24 protein-coding genes and 1 other RNA gene are annotated in these 23,038 nt (G+C 62.1%); 8 read left to right on the forward strand and 17 right to left on the reverse strand.

Translation table 11 applies throughout. The features are described from left to right. Position 1: 1 nt before the first annotated feature. Genes SJI00_RS09460 through SJI00_RS09475 form a run of 4 tightly spaced genes read right to left on the reverse strand, consistent with a single transcriptional unit; the run spans position 2 to position 3,590 of the window. Positions 2 to 484, reverse strand: coding sequence for a DUF4442 domain-containing protein (locus SJI00_RS09460; protein WP_322461470.1), 483 nt, complete (start codon positions 482 to 484; stop codon positions 2 to 4). After that, positions 481 to 1,680, reverse strand: a complete 1,200-nt coding sequence (gene ubiH / locus SJI00_RS09465) for a 2-octaprenyl-6-methoxyphenyl hydroxylase (protein ID WP_322461471.1) — start codon at positions 1,678 to 1,680, stop codon at positions 481 to 483. The genes SJI00_RS09460 and ubiH overlap by 4 nt, the downstream gene beginning before the upstream one ends. After that, on the reverse strand, positions 1,677 to 3,011 hold the full coding sequence (gene pepP / locus SJI00_RS09470) for a Xaa-Pro aminopeptidase (RefSeq protein WP_322461472.1): 1,335 nt from the start codon (positions 3,009 to 3,011) through the stop codon (positions 1,677 to 1,679). Before pepP ends, ubiH begins: the two co-directional genes overlap by 4 nt. 24 nt (positions 3,012 to 3,035) lie before the next feature. Further along, positions 3,036 to 3,590, reverse strand: coding sequence for a YecA/YgfB family protein (locus SJI00_RS09475; protein ID WP_322461473.1), 555 nt, complete (start codon positions 3,588 to 3,590; stop codon positions 3,036 to 3,038). Positions 3,591 to 3,697: 107 nt separating this feature from the next. On the opposite strand from SJI00_RS09475, the gene SJI00_RS09480 reads away from it, so the two are divergent. The 4 genes from SJI00_RS09480 (at position 3,698) to SJI00_RS09495 (ending at position 5,185) form a co-directional block, all read left to right on the forward strand. Next, positions 3,698 to 3,952, forward strand: coding sequence for a TIGR02449 family protein (locus tag SJI00_RS09480; protein WP_322461474.1), 255 nt, complete (start codon positions 3,698 to 3,700; stop codon positions 3,950 to 3,952). Beyond that, complete coding sequence (locus SJI00_RS09485) at positions 3,949 to 4,266, forward strand: cell division protein ZapA (RefSeq protein ID WP_312935274.1); 318 nt, start codon at positions 3,949 to 3,951, stop codon at positions 4,264 to 4,266. Before SJI00_RS09480 ends, SJI00_RS09485 begins: the two co-directional genes overlap by 4 nt. 17 nt (positions 4,267 to 4,283) lie before the next feature. Continuing rightward, positions 4,284 to 4,462, forward strand: a non-coding RNA gene (gene ssrS, locus SJI00_RS09490) — 6S RNA. Between the two features lie 81 nt (positions 4,463 to 4,543). Beyond that, positions 4,544 to 5,185 carry a 5-formyltetrahydrofolate cyclo-ligase gene (locus SJI00_RS09495; RefSeq protein WP_322461475.1) on the forward strand — a complete coding sequence of 214 codons (642 nt, stop codon included), beginning with the start codon at positions 4,544 to 4,546 and terminating at the stop codon, positions 5,183 to 5,185. On the opposite strand, the gene SJI00_RS09500 is transcribed toward SJI00_RS09495, so the two are convergent. Then, the gene (locus SJI00_RS09500) at positions 5,170 to 5,319 is read right to left on the reverse strand and encodes a hypothetical protein (RefSeq protein WP_322461476.1); all 150 of its coding nucleotides are present in this window, start codon (positions 5,317 to 5,319) and stop codon (positions 5,170 to 5,172) included. The genes SJI00_RS09495 and SJI00_RS09500 overlap by 16 nt on opposite strands. Before the next feature lie 173 nt (positions 5,320 to 5,492). Between SJI00_RS09500 and SJI00_RS09505 the strand changes: the two genes are divergently transcribed. Then, entirely contained in the window at positions 5,493 to 5,945 is a 453-nt protein-coding gene (locus SJI00_RS09505; protein ID WP_322461477.1) for an EVE domain-containing protein, read from the forward strand. Positions 5,946 to 5,968: 23 nt separating this feature from the next. Here the strand turns inward: SJI00_RS09505 and SJI00_RS09510 are convergent, their stop codons facing one another. The 7 genes from SJI00_RS09510 to trxA form a co-directional block, all read right to left on the reverse strand. Then, positions 5,969 to 6,376 carry a flagellar basal body-associated protein FliL gene (locus SJI00_RS09510; RefSeq protein WP_322461478.1) on the reverse strand — a complete coding sequence of 136 codons (408 nt, stop codon included), beginning with the start codon at positions 6,374 to 6,376 and terminating at the stop codon, positions 5,969 to 5,971. A 268-nt stretch (positions 6,377 to 6,644) separates the two neighbouring features. After that, positions 6,645 to 7,295, reverse strand: coding sequence for a gamma-glutamylcyclotransferase (locus SJI00_RS09515; protein ID WP_322461479.1), 651 nt, complete (start codon positions 7,293 to 7,295; stop codon positions 6,645 to 6,647). Positions 7,296 to 7,439: 144 nt separating this feature from the next. Next, positions 7,440 to 8,408, reverse strand: coding sequence for a CDP-6-deoxy-delta-3,4-glucoseen reductase (locus SJI00_RS09520; RefSeq protein WP_322461480.1), 969 nt, complete (start codon positions 8,406 to 8,408; stop codon positions 7,440 to 7,442). After that, positions 8,408 to 9,874: a 4-hydroxy-3-polyprenylbenzoate decarboxylase gene (gene ubiD / locus SJI00_RS09525; protein ID WP_322461481.1), complete on the reverse strand. Its 1,467-nt coding sequence runs from the start codon at positions 9,872 to 9,874 to the stop codon at positions 8,408 to 8,410. The genes SJI00_RS09520 and ubiD overlap by 1 nt, the downstream gene beginning before the upstream one ends. An 80-nt stretch (positions 9,875 to 9,954) precedes the next feature. Next, a complete protein-coding gene (locus SJI00_RS09530; RefSeq protein ID WP_322461482.1) occupies positions 9,955 to 11,910 on the reverse strand; it encodes an acyltransferase family protein in 1,956 nt (651 codons plus the stop codon). Positions 11,911 to 12,041: 131 nt separating this feature from the next. Beyond that, positions 12,042 to 13,301 (reverse strand): transcription termination factor Rho, encoded by a 1,260-nt coding sequence (gene rho, locus SJI00_RS09535; RefSeq protein ID WP_312935261.1) that lies wholly within the window; start codon positions 13,299 to 13,301, stop codon positions 12,042 to 12,044. 232 nt (positions 13,302 to 13,533) lie between these two features. After that, positions 13,534 to 13,863 carry a thioredoxin TrxA gene (trxA, locus tag SJI00_RS09540; RefSeq protein ID WP_322461483.1) on the reverse strand — a complete coding sequence of 110 codons (330 nt, stop codon included), beginning with the start codon at positions 13,861 to 13,863 and terminating at the stop codon, positions 13,534 to 13,536. A 319-nt stretch (positions 13,864 to 14,182) separates the two neighbouring features. On the opposite strand from trxA, the gene ppx reads away from it, so the two are divergent. Beyond that, positions 14,183 to 15,685: an exopolyphosphatase gene (ppx, locus tag SJI00_RS09545; protein ID WP_322461484.1), complete on the forward strand. Its 1,503-nt coding sequence runs from the start codon at positions 14,183 to 14,185 to the stop codon at positions 15,683 to 15,685. Here the strand turns inward: ppx and ppk1 are convergent. Further along, on the reverse strand, positions 15,672 to 17,897 hold the full coding sequence (ppk1, locus tag SJI00_RS09550; protein WP_322461485.1) for a polyphosphate kinase 1: 2,226 nt from the start codon (positions 17,895 to 17,897) through the stop codon (positions 15,672 to 15,674). The genes ppx and ppk1 overlap by 14 nt on opposite strands. A gap of 45 nt (positions 17,898 to 17,942) precedes the next feature. Further along, positions 17,943 to 18,953, reverse strand: a complete 1,011-nt coding sequence (hemB, locus tag SJI00_RS09555; RefSeq protein WP_322461486.1) for a porphobilinogen synthase — start codon at positions 18,951 to 18,953, stop codon at positions 17,943 to 17,945. 209 nt (positions 18,954 to 19,162) lie between these two features. Between hemB and SJI00_RS09560 the strand changes: the two genes are divergently transcribed. Then, positions 19,163 to 19,813: a DedA family protein gene (locus tag SJI00_RS09560; protein WP_322461487.1), complete on the forward strand. Its 651-nt coding sequence runs from the start codon at positions 19,163 to 19,165 to the stop codon at positions 19,811 to 19,813. A 76-nt stretch (positions 19,814 to 19,889) separates the two neighbouring features. Continuing rightward, on the forward strand, positions 19,890 to 20,561 hold the full coding sequence (gene elbB / locus SJI00_RS09565; RefSeq protein ID WP_322461488.1) for an isoprenoid biosynthesis glyoxalase ElbB: 672 nt from the start codon (positions 19,890 to 19,892) through the stop codon (positions 20,559 to 20,561). Positions 20,562 to 20,570: 9 nt separating this feature from the next. On the opposite strand, the gene SJI00_RS09570 is transcribed toward elbB, so the two are convergent. The 3 genes from SJI00_RS09570 to SJI00_RS09580 form a co-directional block, all read right to left on the reverse strand. After that, positions 20,571 to 21,023 carry a YaiI/YqxD family protein gene (locus SJI00_RS09570; RefSeq protein ID WP_322461489.1) on the reverse strand — a complete coding sequence of 151 codons (453 nt, stop codon included), beginning with the start codon at positions 21,021 to 21,023 and terminating at the stop codon, positions 20,571 to 20,573. Positions 21,024 to 21,282: 259 nt separating this feature from the next. Further along, positions 21,283 to 21,510 (reverse strand): hypothetical protein, encoded by a 228-nt coding sequence (locus tag SJI00_RS09575; protein WP_322461490.1) that lies wholly within the window; start codon positions 21,508 to 21,510, stop codon positions 21,283 to 21,285. Positions 21,511 to 21,919: 409 nt separating this feature from the next. Then, complete coding sequence (locus tag SJI00_RS09580) at positions 21,920 to 22,711, reverse strand: NYN domain-containing protein (protein WP_322461491.1); 792 nt, start codon at positions 22,709 to 22,711, stop codon at positions 21,920 to 21,922. Positions 22,712 to 23,038 lie beyond the last annotated feature (327 nt).

Raw genomic sequence — 23,038 nt, forward strand, 5'->3', positions numbered from 1 at the left:
TTTACGCCTGCCTTGTTTGCGGCTTGAGCCGCACGTAGAGAGTTTTGTCGACCCGCGCGACCAGTTCCCCGGCCTCGTCGCGGATGTCGACCTGAAGCCTGGGCAGGCATTTCTTGCCCCCGGCGGTCTGTTGGCGGATGTCGTCGAGCAAGGCGTCATCGACCTCGAAGTCGGCGTACACCGTGCCTTTGCCAGGCGCGATGAAGTCGATGCTGGCGGCTTTGTCCCAGACGATGTATTCACTGCCCAACTGCTCGATCAGCAGCAGCATGTAGAACGGGTCGACCATCGAGTACAGGCTGCCGCCAAACTGCGTGCCCACGTAGTTACGGTTCCACAACGTCAGCTTCATGCGCACCTTGATACGCCGCAGGTCCGGGCTGATCGACAGCACGCGCACGCCTGCGCCCAGATAAGGCGGGTAAAAATTCAGCAGCCAGCGCAGCATCCGCGCACGCCGCGCACGCTTGCGCGGATCGCTCATACCCCGCCCCGCGGCTCAGGCCGCGTGCCCAGCCCCATGGCCTGACGGGCAAACCAGCTTTTTGCCGGTGGCAGCAGGTCGAGCCCGAGCAAGCCGAGGTTGCGCGCGGTGGCCAATGCGCCGCGGGTGCTGCCGAACAGGCGGGTGACCTGGTCGGAGAAGCCCACGGTCAGGGTCTGGTCGAGACGTTGGCGTTGCAGGTAGCCCTGCAAGGTGGGCAGGTCGCCGGGCACTGCAGGCCCGGCAAGCAACGCGTCGGCCAGGGCCTGGACGTCGCGCAGCGACAGGTTGAAGCCCTGCCCGGCAATCGGGTGCAGGCTGTGCGCGGCATTGCCCAGCACCACCAGGTGCGGGCGGACTTGCTCTTGCGCTTCGATCAGCGACAGAGGATACAGGTGCCGCGCGCCGACCTGGGTGAAGGCGCCCAGGCGATAACCGAAAGCTGCCTGCAATTGGCGCAGGAACGCGCGCTCGTCGAGGTCGGCAAGGCGCCTGGCGTCCATTCCCTGACGGGTCCAGACCAGCGCGCAGCGGTTGTCGGGCAATGGCAGCAAAGCCATGGGGCCTTGGTCGGTGAAGCGTTCAAAGGCCTGGCCGGCATGGCCCTGACCGGGCGAGACGTTGGCGATCAGCGCGCTTTGCTCATAAGGGCGAGTGCGCACGTGAATGCCCAGTTGCTCACGCAAGCCGGAACGGCCACCGTCAGCCAGGACGGCGAGGTCGCAGTCCAGGGAGGTGTCATCGTCCAGGCGCAGTCGATAACCCTGCTCGATGGCGTGCAGCGCAGTGACCTCGGCCGGGCACCGCCAGCTCACCACCTCAGGGTCTAGCGCCTGCCACAGGCACTGGCCGAGCCAGGCGTTTTCCACTACAAAACCCAGGGCCGGAACGCCCTCTTCCTGCGCATCGAGGCGGGTCGAGCCGAAGCGGCCACGGTCCGACACCTGGATCTGCCGGATGGGCTCGGCGCGGGTGTCGATCTGCGCCCACAGGCCCAAGTGCTGATAGATCTGCTGCGTACCGTAAGACAACGCCGATGAGCGCGCGTCGTAGCTGGGCTGGAAGCTGTCGCCGGGTGCGAAAGGCTCGATCAGCAGGATGCTCCAGCCGCGCGCCTTGGCGCCGGCCTGCAACGCCAGCGCCAGGCTGGCGCCGACCAGGCCGCCGCCGATGATCGCCAGGTTGACACGCTTCATGCGGCCTCCCCACGGGCATCGGCCATCAAGGCTTCGATCTCGGCCACAGTTTTAGGCACACCAGTGCTGAGGATTTCGCAGCCGCTGCGGGTGACCACCACATCGTCTTCGATACGCACACCGATGCCGCGCCATTTCTTCGCCACGTTGAGGTTGTCGGCAGCGATGTAGATACCCGGCTCGACCGTCAGCGCCATGCCCGGTTCCAGCACACGCCACTGGCCGCCGACCTTGTAGTCGCCGACGTCATGCACGTCCATGCCCAGCCAGTGGCCGGCGCGGTGCATGTAGAAGGCGCGGTACGCCTCGCTGTCGATCAAGGCCTGTACCTCGCCCTTGAGCAGGCCCAGTTCGACCAGGCCTGCGGTGATGACACGCACCGTCGCTTCGTGGGCGTGGTTCCAGTGCTTGCCGGGGGCGATTTCGGCGAAGGCTGCGTGCTGGGCCTTGAGCACCAGCTCGTAGATCGCTTTCTGTTCCGGCGAGAAGCGCCCGCTGACCGGGAAGGTACGGGTGATGTCGCTGGCATAGCAGTCGATTTCGCAGCCGGCGTCGATCAGCACCAGTTCCCCGTCCTTGAGCAGCGCGTCGTTTTCCTGATAGTGCAGGATGCAGCCGTTGCGGCCCGCGGCGACGATGGAGCCATAGGCCGGCATCTTCGCCCCGCCACGGCGGAACGCGTAGTCCAGCTCGGCTTCCAGGCTGTATTCACGCAAGCCTGCGCGGCAGGCCTGCATGGCGCGGATGTGGGCGCCGGCAGATATCTGCGCGGCCAGGCGCATCACCTTCACTTCCGCGGCCGATTTATACAGACGCATGTCGTGCAGCAGATGATCCAGGGCAACGAACTCGTTCGGCGGCTGCGCGCCCAGGCGCGCCTTGGAGCGGATGACGTTGATCCAGTCCATCAGCCGACGATCGAACTCAGGGTTGCTGCCCATGGCGCTGTAGACCCGCTCGCGGCCTTCGATCAGCCCCGGCAGGATTTCGTCGATGTCGTTGATCGGGAATGCGTCATCGGCGCCGTGCACGCGCACCGCGCCTTCCTGGCCGGCACGCAGGCCGTCCCATTGCTCGCGCTCGGGGTTGCGCTCGCGGCAGAACAGCACGTACTCGCCGTGTTCACGCCCGGGGATCAGGGCAATGACTGCCTCGGGCTCGGGAAAGCCGCTGAGGTACTGAAAATCGCTGTCCTGACGATAGACATGCTCGACATCGCGGTTGCGGATGGCAAGCGCAGCGGCAGGCAGGATGGCGATGCTGTTGGGGACCATCTGCGCCATCAGCGCCTTGCGCCGACGGGCGTATTCGGCCTTGGGTATGTGGCTCATGGGCAAAACGACCCCCGCAATTGATCAGTGCAACGAAGGCTTGGGCTCAGGGGCGGCCGGCTTGGCCAGCTCGGTGAACAGCAGCAGTGGCGCCACGCGCAGGTACTCCATGACCTCCATGTAATCGCTCTCGCCGTCTTCGGACTCTTCCAGCGCTTCTTGCACCTGGGAGATCGCGACCAGATCCTGCAGCACTTCCTTGGCATCGGTGCTCAGGTCCAGGCCACCGGAATTCTGCCCGAAGCCCGCGATGAAGCCCTGGCACCATTGACCGAGCGCGACGGCGCGCTCGAGCAGCGGAGCATCGTCGGTGGGCAGGAGCAGGACAATGGCGATGTCTTCGCCAGTCAGCTCCCCCTTGACCATTTCCTGCAGGCCGAGCAGGGCGTTGCGCACAGCCTCTGCAGGCTCGGTTTCGAGCAGTTGGGCGGCGTCTGCCAGCCAGGCTTGGGGCTCGAAGCCGGCGTTGGCGCAGCAGCGCCCCAGCAGCAGGCCGTGCAGCTCGGCCGGGGAAACAGGATGGCCGTTGCTCGAAAGCAGGCTGGCGAAGGCGGTATAAGGCGAATTGGTATTGGGCATGGGCAACTAGGCGCCAGACGGCGCGATGTCTAGAATGGAAGCCTTGTATCCTAGCACCGGCAGACGCGCCAAGACCATCGGCACGCCGGTCCGGCAGGCCACGAGACATGATCGCTGGGCGACTCAACCATGGAGTGAAGCGAGTGCAACCCACTCAAGAGAACGACCTGCAAGCGCTGATGAGCCGGTTCGAAGTACTGATCGAGCGGGTCGAGCAACTAAAACGGCGAAATGCACTCCTAATGGCGCAGGAAAAATCCTGGCGTGAGGAGCGCACCCACCTCATCGAAAAGAACGAGATCGCCAAGCGCAAGGTCGAATCGATGATCGTGCGCCTCAAGGCCCTGGAGCAAGACTCATGAGTTCACCCAACAGTGTCACCGTGCAGATCCTCGACAAGGATTACTCCATCATTTGCCCCCCGGAAGAGCGCAGCAACCTGGTGGGCGCGGCGCGTTACCTGGACGGCAAGATGCGCGAGATCCGCAGCAGCGGCAAAGTGATCGGCGCCGACCGCATCGCGGTCATGGCCGCACTGAACATTACCCACGAATTGCTACATCGGCAGGAAACCCCGGATGCTGCCCCGGCAGGCGCAACGCGCGAGCAGGTACGCAATTTGCTCGATCGTGTCGATCAGGCGTTGTCCGACGACACGGGTACCAAAATCGACTGAGGTAGGTATACTGGCGCCACTCCCTGATGGATGCGCCAGTCGGTTATGTCCCTGAGCCGATACGCTTAACCACGGGGGTTGCACGTGAGGCAGGTGTGCATGTCCGCTCGACGGAAAGCCTTAACGCCTCCTGTGATCTCCACCTTGAACTTTCGGGTTCAAGGGCTACACCGATAGCGGTCTTATCGGGGAGCCTGAATTCCTTCGCCCGCCTTCTCTGGCGGGCGTTTCGTCTGGGCCGCCCACGGCGGCCAGCACCCTCGAGACCGCCCGTGCCATGACCGACACCGCGCCGCTCACCCGCCCCCAGCTTCGTCGCCTGCTGCGCAATGCCCGCCGTGCGCTGACGCCTGCGCAGCAGCGCGATGCCGCCCGCGGCCTGTACCGCCAGCTGGCCCAGCACCCACTGTTCCGCCGCGCCCGACACATTGCCTTGTACTTGCCCAATGACGGCGAGATCGATCCGCAGTGGCTGCTGCGTGAAGCCCAGCGCCGCGGCAAGCGCACCTACCTACCGGTTCTGCATGCCTGGCCGCGCACGCGCATGGTGTTTCAGCGCTTCGAGCAGGGCGAGCGGTTGCGGCCCAACCGTTTCGGCATTGCCGAGCCTGTGGTCAACCGCAAACGGCAGCGCGCCATCTGGGCGCTGGACCTGATCCTGCTGCCGCTGGTGGGGTTCGATGAATCGGGGGGCCGACTGGGAATGGGGGGCGGTTTCTATGACCGCAGCCTGGCGTACCAGTCGCGGCGCAAAACGTGGAAGAAACCGCTATTGCTGGGCGTGGCGCATGAATGCCAGAAGGTCGAGCGGCTCAAGCAGGCCAGCTGGGATGTGCAGCTACAGGGCACTGTCTCTGACAGCGCGTGGTACCTGGCCGCTGCCGAACAGGCCGGCGACCCGGCTCAACGGGGCGACTGAACCTGCGCTACAGGCGTCTGGTAGGCGGCATCGAGCTTGCGCTCCAGCAGACTTTGCGCATAACCGGTCGTCACTACACCAAGGCCGAAGATAAAGACCAGGATCCAGAGCAGATCCAGTTTGCGTTTGTTCATTGATTGCCCCCCAGGCAAACAGAATTACCCTATCGCGCGAGGCGTCGACAGGGCAGCTAGCTTTAAAATCGGGCGCATTTTCCGCTAACCCGAGCCGCCAGGCAAACACTGTTATCGACCGGCGGTCGGTTTCATCAAACAGTTTTCCACCGTTATTGTCCGGAGCAGTTGCCATGGCCCATTGGCTGATGAAGTCCGAGCCCGAAGAGCTCTCGATCGAGACGCTGAACCGATTGGGCCAGGCCCGTTGGGATGGCGTTCGCAACTACCAGGCGCGTAACTTCATGCGGGCCATGAGCATAGGCGACACCTTCTTTTTCTACCACTCCAGCTGCCCGGCACCTGGCATTGCCGGCATTGCGCAGATTACCGCCGCTGCCTACCCCGACCCCACGGCGCTGGAGGCTGACAGCCCATACCATGACCCCAAGGCCAGCCCTGAGAACAACCCCTGGAGCGCCGTGGATGTGGCCCACGTACGGACTTTTCGCCGCGTCGTGAGCCTGGGGCTGCTGAAGCAGCAAAGCGCGCTGACGGAACTGGCGCTGGTGCAAAAGGGCAGCCGGCTGTCAGTGATGCCCGTGAGCGATGAACAGTGGGCGGCCATCATGGCGCTGGCGAGCTGAGGGCGTCCACAGGGTGCAAGTGGTTACTGGACGATCAGGTTGTTGAACAGCAAGTCCTCAACGACCGGCTTACCCTCTTCGGCCTCAAGTACCTGCTGGACCTGTTTCAAGGCCTCTTGGCGCAGATGCTCCTTGGATTCGACATTGCTCATGCTGTCGACGGTCTGCTGCGTAAACAGCGCCACCAGCTGATTGCGAATCAGCGGTTCGTGCAGCTTCACGGCTGCAGCCGCCTCGGCGCCGGTAACGCGCAAGGCCACGTCAGCCTTGTAGACGTGCAGCTTGGGGCTGCCGTCCAGGGCATAGTTGCCGACGAACGGTGGCGCCAGGCTGTAATACGACACCTTGGCTTCACCTTCCTTGGCTTCTTCTTCGGCCAACGCTGCCAGGGGCAACGTCAGGGCCAGCACCATCAAGATCCACGCTTTCACGACTCAGCTCCTCAACAAAGATTGCGGGCAGCTTACCCAGCCCCTTGGGCAAACCCAAGCCTGGACTGATGCAACGCCATCGGGGGCCGCCACGATTGGCAAACGAGCAAGCGCCCTTCTCTCCCTATCGGCCACGTCCGGCAAACAAAGAGCGCGCTGAAGGCGCCTGCCCTGCAAAAAACCTGCACCATCGTTGAACCCGCGACCACGCCGGCATCCAAACCATGGCCGAGCCCAGCCAGGTGGCGCGGCGCGCAGCCGCCGGGGATCAGACCTGGCGCAGGCTATGGCAGCGCTTGAAGCGTGCCTCCAGGTTGCGGTCCGGCATCTGGTACGTGCGCAGCGCTTGCAGGGTCTGCTCGACGTAATCGCGGGTAGTGCCGAAGCGGCCCTTGGCGCAGGCAAGGATTTCACCCAGCAGGGTGTCAGGCAGGTTGCCGGCATAGCACGGCAGGTGCCGCTCCAGCACGAAACCCAGCGCCTGCACCTTGCTGCCGTCGTGTAGACGGCAGTTGAGCCAGTGCGGTCGATAGGCCGGGTACGGCATCTCGCGCCGCCAGAGCGCCATCAGCGAATCCTGCAGGTCGCCATCGTCCAGGCGGTAAGCGAAGCCACTGCACGAGCCACCCCGGTCCAGACCGAACACCAGGCCCGGGGTCTGCGGGGTGCCGCGATGCTCGTGGGACCACAGGTAAAGACCGCGATGATAGCCATGCACGCGCGCCCGCTGGCGCTCCAGCGCAGTGCACTCGGGTCGCCAGATCAGTGAGCCGTAGGCGAACAGCCACACCGGGCCACCGGTATGACGCGACAGGGTACTGCGCATGGAATGGTGCAGCTGCTCTTCGGTCAGTTGCTGGCCGAAATCGAGCCGCGGTGGGTAAGCCACTGTCCAACGATCGGGTTCGCTTGCCAACATGATGCGCCGCCATCGCTTCTCATAAACCACAGAAGCTTGCAACTCTAACCCAGTGATGCCGCAGCGGATTCACCGTACGGCAGAAAGTGGGAACTTTCCGCCACACGCGCCTCGTGCGCTCGGCACGAAACGCGTGCGCACGGGTCAGGCTCGAGGGGCGTAGGCGAAGACGTCGGCGCGCATCTGGTGAGCGTCCATGCCCGCCTCGACCAGCGCATCGAGGGTGGCATAGACCATGGCCGGGGAGCCGCTGGCATAGACGTGCACGTTGGCCAGTTCGGCAATGTCTTCGCACACGGCCGCATGCAGCAGCCCGCAGCGCCCTTCCCAGCCACACGCGTCGCTGACGACCTTGTGCAGAAACAGGTTGGGCCGCTGGGCCCACTCGTCCCAATGCTCGATCTCATAGAAATCGTCGGGCCGCCGCACGCCCCAATACAGGTGCACCGGGTAGGTGAAGTCCTGCGCCCGGCAGTGTTCGAGCAAACTGTGCATCTGCGCCATGCCGGTTCCAGCGGCGATCAACACCAGCGGTCCCTCAGGTAGCTCGGCCAGGTGCGCGTCGCCAAAAGGCATCTCGATGCGCGCCAGACGGTCACGCTGCAACTGCTCGATCAGCAAACGTGCGCCCGCTTCGCGCGCCAGAATGTGCAATTCCAGGTCGCGACCGCCATGGGGCGCCGAGGCCAGCGAGAATGCCGCCTTGCTCGCCCCTTCACGTTCGATCATCAGGTACTGGCCAGCGTGGTAGCGCAGCGCCTTGCCGGCCGGCGCACGCAAGCGCACCCGCCACACGTCGCCGCCAACCTCGACACACTCGGTGAGGGTGCAGGCAAGCTTGCGCACCGGCAGCTCACCCAGCGCCAACACGCCGTCCCACAACAGCACGCAGTCTTCGAGCGGTTGCGCGATACAGGTAAACAGCTCGCCGTGATCACGAATTTCGCCGTCCTGGCGCACCCGCCCCTCTACCAGCAACGCCCCACACACGTGGCAATTGCCATTGCGACAGCTGCTCGGGCAGTCATAGCCCAAGCGCCGCGCTGCATCCAGAATCCGTTCTCCGGGCTCGAGCGAAAGCACCGCCCCGGAAGGCTGCAAGGTCACCTGCATCACTCTATTCCCAACTGATCCCACAGCTCATCGATACGTCGGGTGACGGCCTCGTCCTTGACGATGGCCCGCCCCCATTCACGCGTGGTTTCGCCCGGCCACTTGTGCGTGGCATCCAGGCCCATTTTCGATCCCAGCCCCGAGACCGGCGACGCGAAATCAAGGTAGTCGATCGGGGTGTTGTCGATCAGCACCGTATCACGCTTGGGGTCCATGCGCGTGGTGATGGCCCAGATGACATCATTCCAGTCGCGGGCGTTGATGTCGTCGTCGGTGACGATAACGAACTTGGTGTACATGAACTGTCGCAAGAACGACCAGACACCCAGCATCACGCGCTTGGCGTGCCCCGGATACTGCTTCTTGATGGTCACCACCGCCATGCGGTAAGAGCAACCTTCCGGCGGCAGGTAGAAATCGACGATCTCCGGGAACTGCTTCTGCAGGATCGGCACGAACACTTCGTTCAGCGCCACACCGAGAATCGCCGGCTCATCCGGCGGCCGGCCGGTGTAGGTGCTGTGGTAGATGGGCTTGATCCGGTGAGTGATGCGCTGCACCGTGAAGACCGGAAACTTGTCGACTTCGTTGTAGTAGCCGGTATGGTCGCCGTATGGCCCCTCATCGGCCATTTCGCCCGGGTGGATCACCCCTTCGAGGATGATCTCGGCGGTGGCCGGCACCTGCAGGTCGTTGCTGCGGCACTTCACCAGCTCGGTGCGGTTACCGCGCAGCAGGCCAGCGAAGGCGTATTCGGACAGGCTGTCGGGGACCGGCGTGACCGCACCCAGGATCGTCGCAGGGTCGGCGCCCAGGGCCACGGCCACGGGGAAAGGTTGACCCGGATGCTTGTCGCACCACTCACGATAATCCAGGGCGCCACCGCGATGGCTCAGCCAGCGCATGATGACCTTGTTGCGGCCGATCACCTGCTGGCGGTAGATACCCAGGTTCTGCCGCTCCTTGTTCGGCCCCTTGGTGACCGTCAGGCCCCAGGTGATCAACGGCGCGACGTCTCCCGGCCAGCAGTGCTGCACGGGAAGCCTGCCAAGGTCGACGTCGTCACCTTGCAGAACGATCTCCTGGCAGGGCGCGTCCTTGACCACCTTGGGCGCCATGGCAATGATCTTCTTGAAGATCGGCAGTTTGGACCAGGCGTCGCGCAGCCCCTTGGGCGGCTCGGGCTCCTTGAGGAACGCCAGCAGCTTGCCGATCTCGCGCAGTTCACTCACCGATTCAGCGCCCATCCCCATGGCGACCCGCTCGGGCGTGCCGAACAGGTTGCCCAGCACCGGGATATCGAAGCCGGTGGGCTTCTCGAAGAGCAACGCAGGGCCTTTTGCGCGCAGGGTGCGATCGCACACCTCGGTCATCTCAAGCACCGGCGAGATGGGCACCTGAATGCGTTTCAACTCTCCGCGCTGCTCAAGCTGCTGCACGAAATCCCGAAGATCCTTGAATTTCATCGACCATGCCAGTTAGAAAATAGGCGTACATCCTACCCGCTCCGACAGGCAAACAGCAGCCCGTCAGAGCCTGGCATCGGTCAGTGCTGGCGGGTATCCAGCAACATGGGCGCAAACAAGGGGCTGAGCCTTGCGCCACCGGCATCGGACAAGTGATCTTCATCCTTGTACTGCAGAGCCCCCTCCATCGCTATGTTGCAGACGCCATCGGTGCACATCATCGGTGTCGGATCAATGACGTGGACCCCCGGGTCGGCTTCGCTCAGGGACGCGAACACGCTGTCGATGAAGCGCTGCCGCGCCAGGTGCTCCTGCAGCGGGCGCCCCAGGCCATCGGCCGAACGTCCTACCCGCGCCAGACTGGTCAGACGATTGATGACGCCTTTGCCCTGCAACGGCACTTCCTTGAACAGCCACACCTGCACCCCGGCCTCGCGCAACGCCGCCACACGCGCCTTGATGGCGGCGGCCATGCGTTGCTCAGCCTGAGCCGTATCGTCGCGGGCATCGAGCAGGAGCTTTCTGTCGCCGTTCTCGCGCCCGTATACGTACACACTCCAGTTGGCCGCCAGCACGACGTCCTTGATACCGAGGCTGAGTACCGTGTCCAGGGTGTGCCGATTGAAATCCTTGCAACGCTGGCGCAACCCATCGCTCGGAATCGGCGGGCAACCGCCCATGCTGAACAGCCACACCGACCGCCCTTCATCATGGGCATTGCGCTCGATGGCCGGCATCAAGGCGGCAGCGTGGCTGTCACCCCAAAACGCCTGGGTCGGTGGCTTGGCGTGCTCTGCGCCGACCAGGCAAGCTTCGTCTATCGACTTGTCCTGCATCACCCTCATGCACTTCATCTGCCCGGCTCGCCACTCCCGGGCCTGCGCGTACTCCAGCGCCTTGCCGCTCAGACGACCCGGCACGCCATCGGCCGAGCGAATCGCCGAACCGAGGGCCACCAGCACGACGATCACCACCAGGCCGCCTGCCAGTATGGATGTGCGCCCTGCCAGCAGGCGTTTTTCTCGGAACGGCAATTCGACATACCGCAGGCTCAGCCAGGCCAGACCCAGTGCCAGCCCCATCCAGCCCAACGCCTCGAACGGCTGGATCCCGTCGATGGAAACAGTATTGGCGTACACGTAGACCGGCCAGTGCCACAGGTACAGCGAATAGGAGAGCAACCCCACCCAGACCAGCGGTTTCAGGCTCAGCAGCCGTGCCGCCGGTCCTGGGCCCTGCGCACCGGACCAGATCAGTGCGGTGGTGCCCAGAGCCGGCAGCAGGGCCGCCCACCCAGGGAACACCGTAGACCGATCGAACGTGAACACGGCCAGGAGGACCGCCACCATGCCGCTGAGTCCGACCGTCTGATAGACCCAGGGGCGCACACCTTGCCTCGGCGCTGGCAGCACCGCGAGCATGGCCCCGCAAAGCAGTTCCCAGGCACGGGTGGGCAGTGAAAAGAAGGTGAATGCAGGCTTGTGCTCGATGCAGGCGACGTTCAGACCGAATGACACCAGTAACACGCCCAGCAACATCCAGCGCCAGTGCCTGAAAAACCGGGTCATCACCACCATGATCAGCGGAAAGAAGATGTAGTACTGCTCTTCGACAGCCAGTGACCACGTATGCAGCAGTGGCTTGAGGTCCGAGGCTGGCTCGAAGTAGCCGTGCTCGCGCATGAACAGCATGTTGGAGATGAACAGCGACTGATACCGCACGGCTCGACCCAGCTCAGAGAAATCCTTTGCGGTCAGCAACAGCCAGCCCATTGCCAGGGTCGCCAGCATGACCACGCTCAAAGCTGGAATGATGCGGCGCGCGCGACGCGCCCAGAAGTCGACGAAACTGAAGCGCCCGGCACTGATGTCGCGCAGCAGAATCGAGGTGATCAGAAACCCCGAGATGACAAAGAACACATCCACCCCGACGAAACCGCCGCTGAATGCATCGAATCCAAAATGAAACAGTACGACGGGGATAACCGCCAGCGCCCGTAATCCGTCGATATCACGGCGTTTGCCAAACGTGTGCATGAAAAAACCTTACCTGGTGTGCAGCGTTCCCTGGAGGCGCGGAGTCATCGACCGCGCAAACATCCATCCGGATGCAAACAATATGGGACAAAAAAAACGCCCTTACGGGCGCTTTTCTCAAACAGCGGATGTTACTTGCGCTTCATCGACAGGAAGAACTCATCGTTGGTCTTGGTCTGCTTGAGCTTGTCGATCAGGAACTCGATGGCGGCGATTTCATCCATCGGGTGCAGCAGCTTGCGCAGAATCCACATGCGCTGCAGCTCGTCGTCGGCGGTCAGCAACTCTTCGCGGCGGGTGCCGGAGCGGTTGATGTTGATGGCCGGGAACACACGCTTCTCGGCGATACGACGGTCCAGGGGCAGCTCCATGTTGCCGGTACCCTTGAACTCTTCGTAGATCACTTCATCCATCTTCGAACCGGTTTCGACCAGCGCGGTGGCGATGATGGTGAGTGAGCCGCCTTCTTCGATGTTGCGCGCTGCGCCGAAGAAGCGTTTCGGCTTCTCCAGGGCATGGGCGTCGACACCACCGGTGAGTACCTTGCCGGAGCTTGGAATCACGGTGTTGTAGGCACGCGCCAGGCGGGTGATGGAGTCGAGCAGAATGACCACGTCTTTCTTGTGCTCGACCAGGCGCTTGGCCTTTTCGATGACCATTTCGGCAACCTGCACGTGGCGGGTTGGCGGCTCATCGAAGGTGGAAGCGACCACTTCACCGCGTACGGTGCGCTGCATCTCGGTCACTTCTTCCGGGCGCTCGTCGATCAGCAGAACGATCAGGTGGCACTCAGGGTTGTTGCGCGAGATGTTGGCCGCAATGTTCTGCAGCATGATGGTCTTGCCGGCCTTGGGCGGCGCAACGATCAGGCCACGCTGGCCTTTGCCGATCGGTGCGCAGAGGTCGATCACGCGGCCGGTCAGGTCTTCGGTGGAGCCGTTGCCAGCTTCCATCTTCAGGCGCTTGTTCGCGAACAGGGGGGTCAGGTTCTCGAACAGAATCTTGTTCTTGGCATTTTCCGGGCGGTCGAAGTTGATGGTATCGACCTTCAGGAGTGCGAAGTAACGTTCACCTTCCTTCGGCGGGCGGATCTTGCCAACGATGGTGTCGCCGGTACGCAAGTTGAAGCGGCGAATCTGGCTGGGCGAGACGTAGATGTCGTCAGGGCCGGCCAGGTAGGACGCGTCTGCCGAACGCAGGAAACCGAATCCATCCTGGAGAATCTCCAGCACGCCGTCACCCGAGATCTCTTCGCCGCTTTTCGCGTGTTTTTTCAACAGGGCGAAAATCACGTCCTGTTTGCGCGAACGGGCCATGTTTTCGATGCCCATCTGCTCGACCATTTCCAGCAGATCGGTAATCGGCTTTTGCTTGAGTTCTGTCAGATTCATAAAGGGAGTGACGTAATCATGTAAGAAGGGGGGGAATTAAGCTTCTGGCTTAATGAAGCCGCGCCGCAAGATTGGCGACAGGATCGCGTACTGATTTGAATTAGGGATGCGTCGGCGACGGCGTGCAGGGGGCACTGAAGAAGCAGTGCGAGGCCGAATGTAACACTTGCTTTTTTCGGCGTCTAGGGGACTTAAAAAGAAAAGCCCCGGGATTCCGGGGCTCTTTACCGCATCACAGATTCGCGTCGAGGAAGGCCTGGAGCTGCGATTTGGACAATGCGCCGACCTTGGTCGCTTCAACGTTGCCGCCCTTGAACAGCATCAGGGTCGGGATGCCGCGTACGCCGTGCTTGACCGGCGTGTCTTGGTTTTCGTCGATGTTCAGCTTGGCGACGACCAGCTTGCCATCGTAGGTGGCGGCGATGTCGTCCAGCACTGGCGCGATCATCTTGCATGGGCCGCACCATTCGGCCCAGTAGTCGACCAGCACGGGCAATTCGGACTTCAGGACTTCGGCCTCGAACGTGGCATCGGTGACGTGTTTGATAAGATCGCTGCTCATGGATATCTCCAGGTCATAAGGCAAAATCGTGGGCCATCATAGCTGGCCCCACGTTTTACAGGAAGCTACGGCCGATTGACTGTCACTATGATCAGGCAAGAGCCGACGAATCGAATCGGTCACAGGACTGTCACAGGCCTGACCTATTGTCCGTTCGACCCCCTGCGCACAGGCGCATCCACTGCCTTGCAGCTAGGGTGATGAACGACCCCACGGCCCTTTGGCCGTTGTCCTGCATCAAGCCCTGGCGTCTCGCGCGTTGGCGACGGCCAACGATCGTGTCACGATTGCCGGGTTATCGACCGAGAATTTCCTGATCATGCCGCATACAAACGCGAAGAGCCTGTCGTTGATCGCCGCCATCGACCTGGGCTCCAACAGTTTTCACATGGTAGTGGCCAAGGCTCATCACACCGAAATCCGCATTCTCGAACGCCTGGGCGAAAAAGTGCAGCTCGCCGCCGGCATCAGTGAGGACCGCCTGCTCAGCGAAGAAGCCATGCAACGCGGCCTGGAGTGCCTCAAGCGCTTCGCCCAGCTGATCCAGGGCATGCCCACCGGCTCGGTGCGTATCGTCGGCACCAACGCCCTGCGTGAAGCCCGCAACCGCGCCGTGTTCATCCAGCGTGCAGAGGCCATTCTCGGCCACCCGGTGGAAGTGATCTCCGGCCGCGAAGAAGCTCGCCTCATCTATCTGGGCGTCTCGCACACCTTGGCTGACACCCCGGGCAAACGCCTGGTCGCCGACATCGGCGGTGGCAGCACCGAGTTCATCATCGGCCAGCGTTTCGAGCCGTTGCTGCGTGAAAGCCTGCAAATGGGCTGCGTGAGCTTCACCCAACGCTATTTCCGCGATGGCAAGATCACCCCGGCACGTTATGCGCAGGCCTACACTGCCGCGCGCCTTGAGCTGATGAGCATCGAGAACGCCCTGCACCGCCTGACCTGGGACGAAGCCATCGGTTCGTCCGGCACCATCCGCGCCATCGGCGCCGCCATCAAGGCTGGCGGTCTGGGCAATGGCGAGGTCAACGCCGAAGGCCTGGCGTGGGTCAAGCGCAAGCTGTTCAAGCTGGGTGACACCGACAAGATCGACTTCGACGGCGTCAAATCCGACCGCCGGGCGATTTTCCCCGCCGGCCTGGCCATTCTCGAGGCCATCTTCGACGCCCTGGAACTGGCGCGCATGGAGCACTGCGACGGTGCCCTGCGCGAAGGCGTGCTGTTTGACCTGCTTGGTCGCCATCACCACGAAGACGTCCGTGAACGCACCCTCAATTCATTGATGGAGCGCTACCACGTCGATCACGGTCAGGCGGCACGGGTCGAGCGCAAGGCTTTGCATGCGTTCGATCAGGTCGCTGCGTCATGGCAGCTCGAAGAGGGGAACTGGCGGGATCTGCTCGGCTGGGCGGCCAAGGTGCATGAAGTGGGCCTGGACATCGCCCACTACCATTACCACAAGCACGGTGCGTACCTGATCGAGCACTCGGACCTCGCCGGTTTCTCCCGCGAAGACCAACAGATGATGGCGCTGCTGGTGCGCGGCCACCGCCGCAACATCCCCAAGGATCGCTTCGCCGACTTCGCCGAGGAAAGCGTGCAGCTGATTCGTCTGTGCGTGCTGCTGCGTTTCGCCATCCTCTTCCACCACATTCGTGGTACGCAGAAGATGCCGACCGTGACCTTGCAGGCCGGCAACAACAGCCTCGACGTGATTTTCCCCGATGGCTGGCTGGAGCAGCACCCGCTGACCCAGGCCGACTTCGCCAACGAGGCAGAGTGGCTGACCCGGGTCGGCTTCGTCCTCAGCGTACGTTGAGCACCGGGTTGCTCAGGCGCTCGAGCAGGGTCGCCTGGGCATTGCGCGAGTTCTGGTTGCCCGTCGGCGTGCTCCGCACGTAGCGGCCGTCGGGCTGCAGAATCCAGGCATGGGTGTTGTCGGTGAGGTAGCTTTCCAGCTCCTTCTTGACCCGCAGCAGCAGCTTCTTGCCCTCCACCGGGAAGCAGGTCTCGACACGCTTGTCGAGGTTGCGCTCCATCCAGTCGGCGCTGGACAGGTAGATCTGCTCTTCACCGCCATTGAGGAAGTAGAACACCCGTGTGTGCTCCAGGAAGCGCCCGATGATCGAGCGCACCTGAATGTTGTGCGACACACCGGCAATGCCGGGGCGCAGGCAGCACATGCCGCGCACTACCAGATCGATCCGCACCCCTGACTGGCTGGCCTTGTACAGCGCCTTGATGATCTTGGCGTCGGTCAGCGAGTTGAACTTGGCAATGATGTGCGCGGGTTTGCCGTCCAGGGCGAACTGGGTTTCCCGGGCGATCATGTCCAGCATGCCTTTCTTCAGGGTGAATGGGGCGTGCAGCAGCTTCTTCATGCGCAGCGTCTTGCCCATGCCGATCAGCTGACTGAACAACCGGCCCACGTCTTCGGTCAGCGCGGCGTCGGAGGTCAGCATGCTGTAGTCGGTATACAGACGGGCGTTGCCGGCGTGGTAGTTGCCGGTACCCAAGTGGGCGTAGCGAACGATGTCACCCTGCTCGCGACGCAGGATCAGCATCATCTTGGCGTGGGTCTTGAAGCCGACCACGCCGTAGATCACCACCGCACCGGCGGCCTGCAGGCGGCTGGCCATCTGCAGGTTGGACTCTTCGTCGAACCGTGCGCGCAGCTCGATCACCGCAGTGACCTCTTTGCCGTTGCGCGCGGCATCGACGAGCGCGTCGACGATTTCCGAGTTGGCGCCGCTACGGTACAGGGTCTGGCGCACCGCCAGCACGTGCGGGTCTTTCGCCGCCTGGCGCAGCAGGTCGACCACGGGGGTGAAGGATTCGAACGGGTGCATCAGCAGCACGTCCTGCTTGCTGATCACACTGAAAATGTTATCGGCGTTTTGCAGAATTTTCGGAATCGCCGGGGTGAACGGGGTGTATTGCAGCTCCGGGTGGCTGTCCAGGCCAGTGATGCTGAACAGACGGGTCAGGTTGACCGGGCCATTGACTTGATACAGCTCGCTCTCGCTCAGGCTGAATTGCTTGAGCAGGTAGTCGGACAGCTGTTTCGGGCAGGTGTCGGCCACTTCCAGGCGCACGGCATCACCGTAACGGCGTGAGAACAGCTCGCCGCGCAAGGCGCGGGCCAAGTCTTCGACGTCTTCGGAGTCCAGCGCCAGGTCGGCGTTTCGAGTCAGGCGGAACTGATAGCAGCCTTTTACCTTCATGCCCTGGAACAGGTCATCGGCGTGGGCGTGGATCATCGACGACAGGAACACATGGTTGGCCCCCGGCCCACCGACTTCCTCCGGCACGCGGATCACCCGCGGCAGCAAACGCGGCGCCGGAATGATGGCCAGGCCAGAATCACGGCCAAACGCATCGACCCCTTCCAGCTCGACGATGAAGTTCAGGCTCTTGTTCACCAGCAGCGGGAACGGGTGCGTCGGGTCGAGGCCGATGGGGGTGATGATCGGCGCGATTTCGTCGCGGAAATAGCGGCGTACCCAGGCCTTGAGCTTGGGCGTCCAGTAGCGCCGGCGGATGAAGCGGATCTGGTGCTTTTCCATTTCTGGCAGCAGGACATCGTTGAGGATCGCGTACTGACGATCCACCTCGATGTGCACCAGCTCGCTGATCCGCGCCAGGGCCTGGTGCGGTTGCAGGCCATCGGCGCCGGCCAGCTCACGGGCGAAGGTAATCTGCTTCTTCAGGCCGGCCACACGAATCTCGAAGAACTCATCGAGGTTGCTGGAGAAGATCAGCAGGAACTTCAGACGCTCCAGCAGCGGATAGCTCTCGTCCAGCGCCTGCTCCAGCACGCGGATGTTGAACTGCAGCTGCGAGAGCTCGCGATGAATGTACAGGCTGCTGTCGTCCAGGCTTGGCACGCTGATCGCCGGGGCGGGCGCCACGGGCGCGGCTTCGGCCACAGGCTCGGGCGGCACCGCCAGGTCCGGTGGGGTCTGTACCAGTTCTTCGATCACTGCCTCTGCTCCTTTGAGATCAGCAGCGCTCAGCACTTCATTATTCATCTGTTGTTCCTGTGAGAACGGCCCGTGTGCCGGTACCGGTGGGGCTTACTGCCCTCTGAGCATTTGCGCGGCACGCACGGCGAAGTAGGTGAGGATGCCATCGGCACCCGCCCGTTTGAAAGCAGTCAACGACTCGAGAATCACCGCCTCGCTGAGCCAGCCATTGTCGATGGCGGCCCTGTGCATGGCGTACTCACCGCTGACCTGATACACGAAGGTCGGCACCTTGAACTCGGTCTTGACCCGGTGAACGATGTCCAGATAGGGCATGCCCGGCTTGACCATGACCATGTCGGCGCCTTCGGCCAGGTCGGTGGCCACTTCATGCAGGGCCTCGTCGCTGTTGGCCGGATCCATCTGGTACGAGGCCTTGTTGGCCTTGCCCAGGTTCAGCGCCGAGCCCACTGCGTCGCGGAACGGACCGTAATAGGCGCTGGCATACTTGGCCGAGTAGGCCATGATGCGCACATTGACGTGGCCGGCCACTTCCAGGGCTTCGCGAATGGCGCCCAGGCGGCCGTCCATCATGTCCGAGGGCGCCACGACTTGCGCACCAGCGTCTGCATGGGACAGCGCCTGACGCACCAGTGCGTCAACGGTGATGTCGTTCTGCACATAGCCGTCTTCGTCGAGGATGCCGTCCTGGCCATGGGTGGTGAACGGGTCCAGGGCGACGTCGGTGATCACGCCCAGCTCCGGGAAGCGTTCACGCAGGGCGCGGGTGGCACGCTGGGCGATGCCGTCCGGGTTCCAGGCTTCGGCGCCGTCGAGGGTCTTCTTCTCGACCGGGGTCACCGGGAACAGCGCCAGCGCCGGAATACCCAGCTCCACCCAGCCTTCAGCCGCTTCGAGCAGCAGGTCGATGGACAGACGCTCCACGCCCGGCATGGACGGGATGCTTTCGCGGCGATGTTCACCGTCGAGGACGAACACCGGAAGGATCAGGTCATCGACGGTCAGGACGTTTTCGCGCACCAGGCGCCGGGAGAATTCGTCCCGGCGATTGCGGCGCAGACGGGTGGCAGGAAACAGACGGTTGGCGGGGGTAAAGCTCACGGCAGACTCCTGAGCCCGCGCAGGCGGGCGAGCGCGACAGTTATAAGCGCCCATTATGACCCCTGTGTGACAGGGAAGAGCAACCCTGCGACCTGAGGACGCAGGCACTGGTGCTGTAGGAATTGTTCACGTCGAGACACATTTGGACACTTTCCCCCACGCGCACTAAGGGGTAGGCTGCGCGTTCATTTCGCCAGCACCCCAACACGATGCTTCAACAATTCCTGCACGATTTTGGCTACTTCGCCCTATTTCTCGGCACGTTTTTTGAAGGTGAGACCATCCTGGTGCTTGCGGGATTTCTTGCGTTCCGCGGTTACATGGACATCTCGCTGGTGGTCGTGGTGGCCTTCTTCGGCAGCTATGCCGGCGATCAGCTCTGGTATTTCATGGGTCGACGCCATGGCCGCGCCATTCTGGCACGCAAACCGCGCTGGCAAGCGATGGGCGACAAGGCGCTGGACCACATCCGCCGCCACCCCGACATCTGGGTGCTGAGCTTCCGCTTCGTTTATGGCCTGCGTACCGTGATGCCGGTGGCCATTGGCCTGTCGGGCTACCCGCCGCGCCGCTACCTGCTGCTCAACGGCATTGGCGCTGCGGTCTGGGCGCTCGCCTTGGGGGCTGCCGCGTACCACTTCGGCGCCATCCTCGAAGGCCTGCTGGGCAACGTGAAGCGGTACGAGCTGTGGGTGCTGGGTACCCTGCTGGTGCTCGGCCTGGGCCTTTGGTTGCGTCGCTACTTCCGCAACCAGCGGGCCGAACGCGCCGAACGCGCCGCCGCTGCGCTGGCCCTGGCCACAGCCGAAGACACCCGCCCCAAACGCCCTGATCCAGACGCCGAGCACGAGCAGCGCTGACTGCGCACGACGGAACACCCTTCCCCGTTTGCGTTCCAAACCTCATGTCCGTCAGCGCCTTGCCCTGGAGATACACATGACCCAAAAGAAAGTTGCGGTGATCCTGTCCGGCTGCGGCGTCTACGACGGCGCCGAAATCCATGAAAGCGTGATCACCCTGCTGCGCCTGAACCAACGTGGCGCGCAGGTTCAGTGCTTTGCGCCGGATGTGGCGCAGATGCATGTGATCAACCACCTCACCGGCGAAGAAATGCCAGAGCAGCGCAACGTGCTGGTGGAATCGGCGCGCATCGCCCGTGGCGAAGTGAGGGATGTGCGTGAAGCCAAGGTCGAGGACTTCGACGCGCTGATCGTACCGGGCGGTTTTGGCGCGGCGAAGAACCTGTCGGACTTCGCCGTCAAAGGCACTGACTGCACCGTCAACCCCGACGTGCTGCGCCTGGCCGAAGCCTTTGCCGCCGCCCGCAAACCGGTCGGCCTGATCTGCATCTCCCCTGCCCTGGCGGCGAAGATCTACGGCCCTGGCGTGGTCTGCACCATCGGCAACGACCCGGACACCAGCGAAGCGGTGGTGAAGATGGGCGGCACCCATGAAGAGTGCGATGTGCACGACATCGTCGAGGATGTGCAGCGCAAGCTGGTGACCACCCCTGCCTACATGGTGGCCACCAACATCAGCGATGCCGCCAGCGGCATTTACAAGCTGGTCGACCGGGTGCTGGAAATCACTCACGAAGACGATCAGTAACCGCGTTGTTCAGGCTCTCGTCAGACGCGTCAGGATGCGGTCCAGCGCGTTGGCGAAGGCCTGCTTGTCTTTCTCCCCATACGCCGCCTGCCCGCCCCCGACCTGGCCTTGCTCACGCAATTCGGTGAACAGATTGCGTGCGGCAAGGCGGTCGCCCATGTTTCGCTCATCGAACTCCCGGCCCCGCGGGTCGAGCGCTGCCACGCCTTTTTTCACCAAGCGATCAGCCAGCGGTACGTCGCTGCAGATGGCCAGTTCGCCGGGTAACGCGTGCTCCACGAGATAGTCGTCTGCCGCGTCCATACCGCTGGGCACCACGATCAGCTGCACGATGGCGAAAGCAGGTTTGGCCACGGCCTGGCCGGCCACCATGACCACCTGCAACTTGCGTTTGAGGGCGAATTTCACCACCAGGTCGCGGGCGGGGCGTGGGCAGGCGTCGGCGTCGATCCAGATGCGCATGGGGGCTTTCTTTGCTCTGCGAATGAGGTGGGCATTATGGCGTTTCTCGGCCAATGCTCATACATGCCGCGCCAGGCCTGGATATGCCGGCGTAGCTGGCCAGTCATCTGACTGATGCAGCGCAGCTCAGAGCCCGTCAACATCAGCACCAAACTGCCCGCCGATGGACCGACAGGGATTTCTCACTGGGCAGCGGAGCAGACGCCAAAACGCCCGATGCGCTCAGCCTCGGGCGTCTTTACAGGTGCAAGCGTTTCGCTTACAGCGTTTGCGAAGCGTGCATCAGCAGTGCAGCGGCGATCAGCGTTGAGTCCATCACCGAGTCGATAGCCTTGGCCGACTTGCCAGGCCGCTGGCGACGGTAAGCCTCGGCGGCCTCGTAGATATCTTTGAGCAGGGTGTCGGCGCAGGCCAAGGCTTCTCGGGCGCTGAGGTGGGGAGGAAACGTTACGGGGGAAGGCGGCGGGTCGGGGACGATCTTTTTCATTGCACAGCTCCCAATTTGGTTAAGGAACTGCCATCGACACCTTTCTCACGAGATAAGGGTGGCAGCCGTACGCGGGGTGAGAAACCGGTAAATAGGGAAACCCGGCCAGACCAAAGTCTGCCCGCGCACGGCTGCCATGACATCACTGCCGACATATTTACGAAAGGTTCTCACACCCTGTCATCCATCGAGACGACCGGGGCAAACTAGCCTCCCCTAAAGCCATACTCAATCGGAAAAATCGGCAACGCTTGTAGGATAATTCTTAAGCGCAGCGATGCGGAATAATTCCTCGCCGTACCGGCATAGCTAGAACAGGATTATGTCTTCCTACATGAAGATACGCAGGAACACTGACGCCTCTGGCGGGGCATAGGCGCTATTAGGCTCTACCTAAAATCTCGAGACACTAGTCGTCAAGCGCTGCAGGCGGTGACTCGGGCATCACCGGCTCATTCGCGGCCTGCGGCTCACGCCACCAAGCTGGGCGAACTGAAGGGGGCGCTTTCAGAGCTGCGCTGATAATGCTTACAAGATCTGGTGAGTGGAGCCCATCAACATGTTCTGTGAGAGTGCTAGTGGTATTACCCCACAAAGGATCAAGAATAAAATCGACTCCTTCCTTTCGGGCCATTTTGGCCGCAGGTACGAAATCAGAATCGCCAGCAATCAGAATGATAGTATCTACCTGCTTCTTAAGAGCCAGACTTGAGATGTCAACGCCTAGTTTGGTATCGACCATTTTCTGAGTAACGTTGTAATAGAAGTCATCTTTCGAAATGTCGGTCCACTTACGCTCACCACTAAGAAGAGCTTTCAAAGCATGGCTAGTGAGATTCCACTCGCCTGAAGCCGACAGCAAACCTAGGCGCAGAGCTGTCTTGCGACTTTTTCTTAGCAGGTCATGAAATTCATTCTTCAGGACATACGGAGGGTGCTTCTTGGTCGTCCAAGTACGAGCCTGTTCGCCCGGACTGTCCGGCATTGCATACCGAAGACTTTTGTCCAGAGGCGGGCAATCGTAGAAATAAGTTCTGTAGAGCGTGCTTTTGAATTTTCGCAGATGGGCGACAACGATCGCGTTCGTTACGTCTTGGAGCTGCCTCGCGGTGAACGGGGTATCATTGAAATACTTCCGCCTGAAAAAATTGACTCTTCGGTCAAAGTAACCGCCATCAATCAGCACAGCCGCTGTCTTCATTGCCTTTCCTTTAGACATAAAAAAACTCAGGACTGCTGGACAGGGCTAAAAATATCCTGCGAGCGGTGCTGAGCTGTGAGTGGAAGGTAGCACAGAAGAAACGAAATTCAACACTGACCCCGATAGGGTGTGCCTATAGAATCGCAATAATTTGCGATTCTATAGGCACACCCTATCGGGGTCAACCTAAATGTAAGGATTTTCACATGATCTCGTCCACCTGGATCCGCGAATTTTATTACTCAGAAACAGTTGATGAGCTAGTCGTTTCATCCATAAAAACGTATATCTGAGGTAAAACAGCAGAAAGGTATATGCGTTATCCAT

Origin of the sequence: Pseudomonas gebzensis, assembly GCF_034427815.1 — a bacterium.
Taxonomy (GTDB): Bacteria; Pseudomonadota; Gammaproteobacteria; order Pseudomonadales; family Pseudomonadaceae; genus Aquipseudomonas.

Excerpts from the sequence above, each read along its gene's own strand:
- SJI00_RS09460 (WP_322461470.1), bottom strand. The coding sequence starts at position 484 with ATGAGCGATCCGCGCAAGCGTGCGCGGCGTGCGCGGATGCTGCGCTGG.
- ubiH (WP_322461471.1), bottom strand. The coding sequence starts at position 1,680 with ATGAAGCGTGTCAACCTGGCGATCATCGGCGGCGGCCTGGTCGGCGCC.
- pepP (WP_322461472.1), bottom strand. The coding sequence starts at position 3,011 with ATGAGCCACATACCCAAGGCCGAATACGCCCGTCGGCGCAAGGCGCTG.
- SJI00_RS09475 (WP_322461473.1), bottom strand. The coding sequence starts at position 3,590 with ATGCCCAATACCAATTCGCCTTATACCGCCTTCGCCAGCCTGCTTTCG.
- SJI00_RS09480 (WP_322461474.1), top strand. The coding sequence starts at position 3,698 with ATGATCGCTGGGCGACTCAACCATGGAGTGAAGCGAGTGCAACCCACT.
- SJI00_RS09485 (WP_312935274.1), top strand. The coding sequence starts at position 3,949 with ATGAGTTCACCCAACAGTGTCACCGTGCAGATCCTCGACAAGGATTAC.
- SJI00_RS09495 (WP_322461475.1), top strand. The coding sequence starts at position 4,544 with ATGACCGACACCGCGCCGCTCACCCGCCCCCAGCTTCGTCGCCTGCTG.
- SJI00_RS09500 (WP_322461476.1), bottom strand. The coding sequence starts at position 5,319 with ATGAACAAACGCAAACTGGATCTGCTCTGGATCCTGGTCTTTATCTTC.
- SJI00_RS09505 (WP_322461477.1), top strand. The coding sequence starts at position 5,493 with ATGGCCCATTGGCTGATGAAGTCCGAGCCCGAAGAGCTCTCGATCGAG.
- SJI00_RS09515 (WP_322461479.1), bottom strand. The coding sequence starts at position 7,295 with ATGTTGGCAAGCGAACCCGATCGTTGGACAGTGGCTTACCCACCGCGG.
- SJI00_RS09520 (WP_322461480.1), bottom strand. The coding sequence starts at position 8,408 with ATGCAGGTGACCTTGCAGCCTTCCGGGGCGGTGCTTTCGCTCGAGCCC.
- ubiD (WP_322461481.1), bottom strand. The coding sequence starts at position 9,874 with ATGAAATTCAAGGATCTTCGGGATTTCGTGCAGCAGCTTGAGCAGCGC.
- SJI00_RS09530 (WP_322461482.1), bottom strand. The coding sequence starts at position 11,910 with ATGCACACGTTTGGCAAACGCCGTGATATCGACGGATTACGGGCGCTG.
- rho (WP_312935261.1), bottom strand. The coding sequence starts at position 13,301 with ATGAATCTGACAGAACTCAAGCAAAAGCCGATTACCGATCTGCTGGAA.
- trxA (WP_322461483.1), bottom strand. The coding sequence starts at position 13,863 with ATGAGCAGCGATCTTATCAAACACGTCACCGATGCCACGTTCGAGGCC.
- ppx (WP_322461484.1), top strand. The coding sequence starts at position 14,183 with ATGCCGCATACAAACGCGAAGAGCCTGTCGTTGATCGCCGCCATCGAC.
- ppk1 (WP_322461485.1), bottom strand. The coding sequence starts at position 17,897 with ATGAATAATGAAGTGCTGAGCGCTGCTGATCTCAAAGGAGCAGAGGCA.
- SJI00_RS09560 (WP_322461487.1), top strand. The coding sequence starts at position 19,163 with ATGCTTCAACAATTCCTGCACGATTTTGGCTACTTCGCCCTATTTCTC.
- elbB (WP_322461488.1), top strand. The coding sequence starts at position 19,890 with ATGACCCAAAAGAAAGTTGCGGTGATCCTGTCCGGCTGCGGCGTCTAC.
- SJI00_RS09570 (WP_322461489.1), bottom strand. The coding sequence starts at position 21,023 with ATGCGCATCTGGATCGACGCCGACGCCTGCCCACGCCCCGCCCGCGAC.
- SJI00_RS09575 (WP_322461490.1), bottom strand. The coding sequence starts at position 21,510 with ATGAAAAAGATCGTCCCCGACCCGCCGCCTTCCCCCGTAACGTTTCCT.
- SJI00_RS09580 (WP_322461491.1), bottom strand. The coding sequence starts at position 22,711 with ATGAAGACAGCGGCTGTGCTGATTGATGGCGGTTACTTTGACCGAAGA.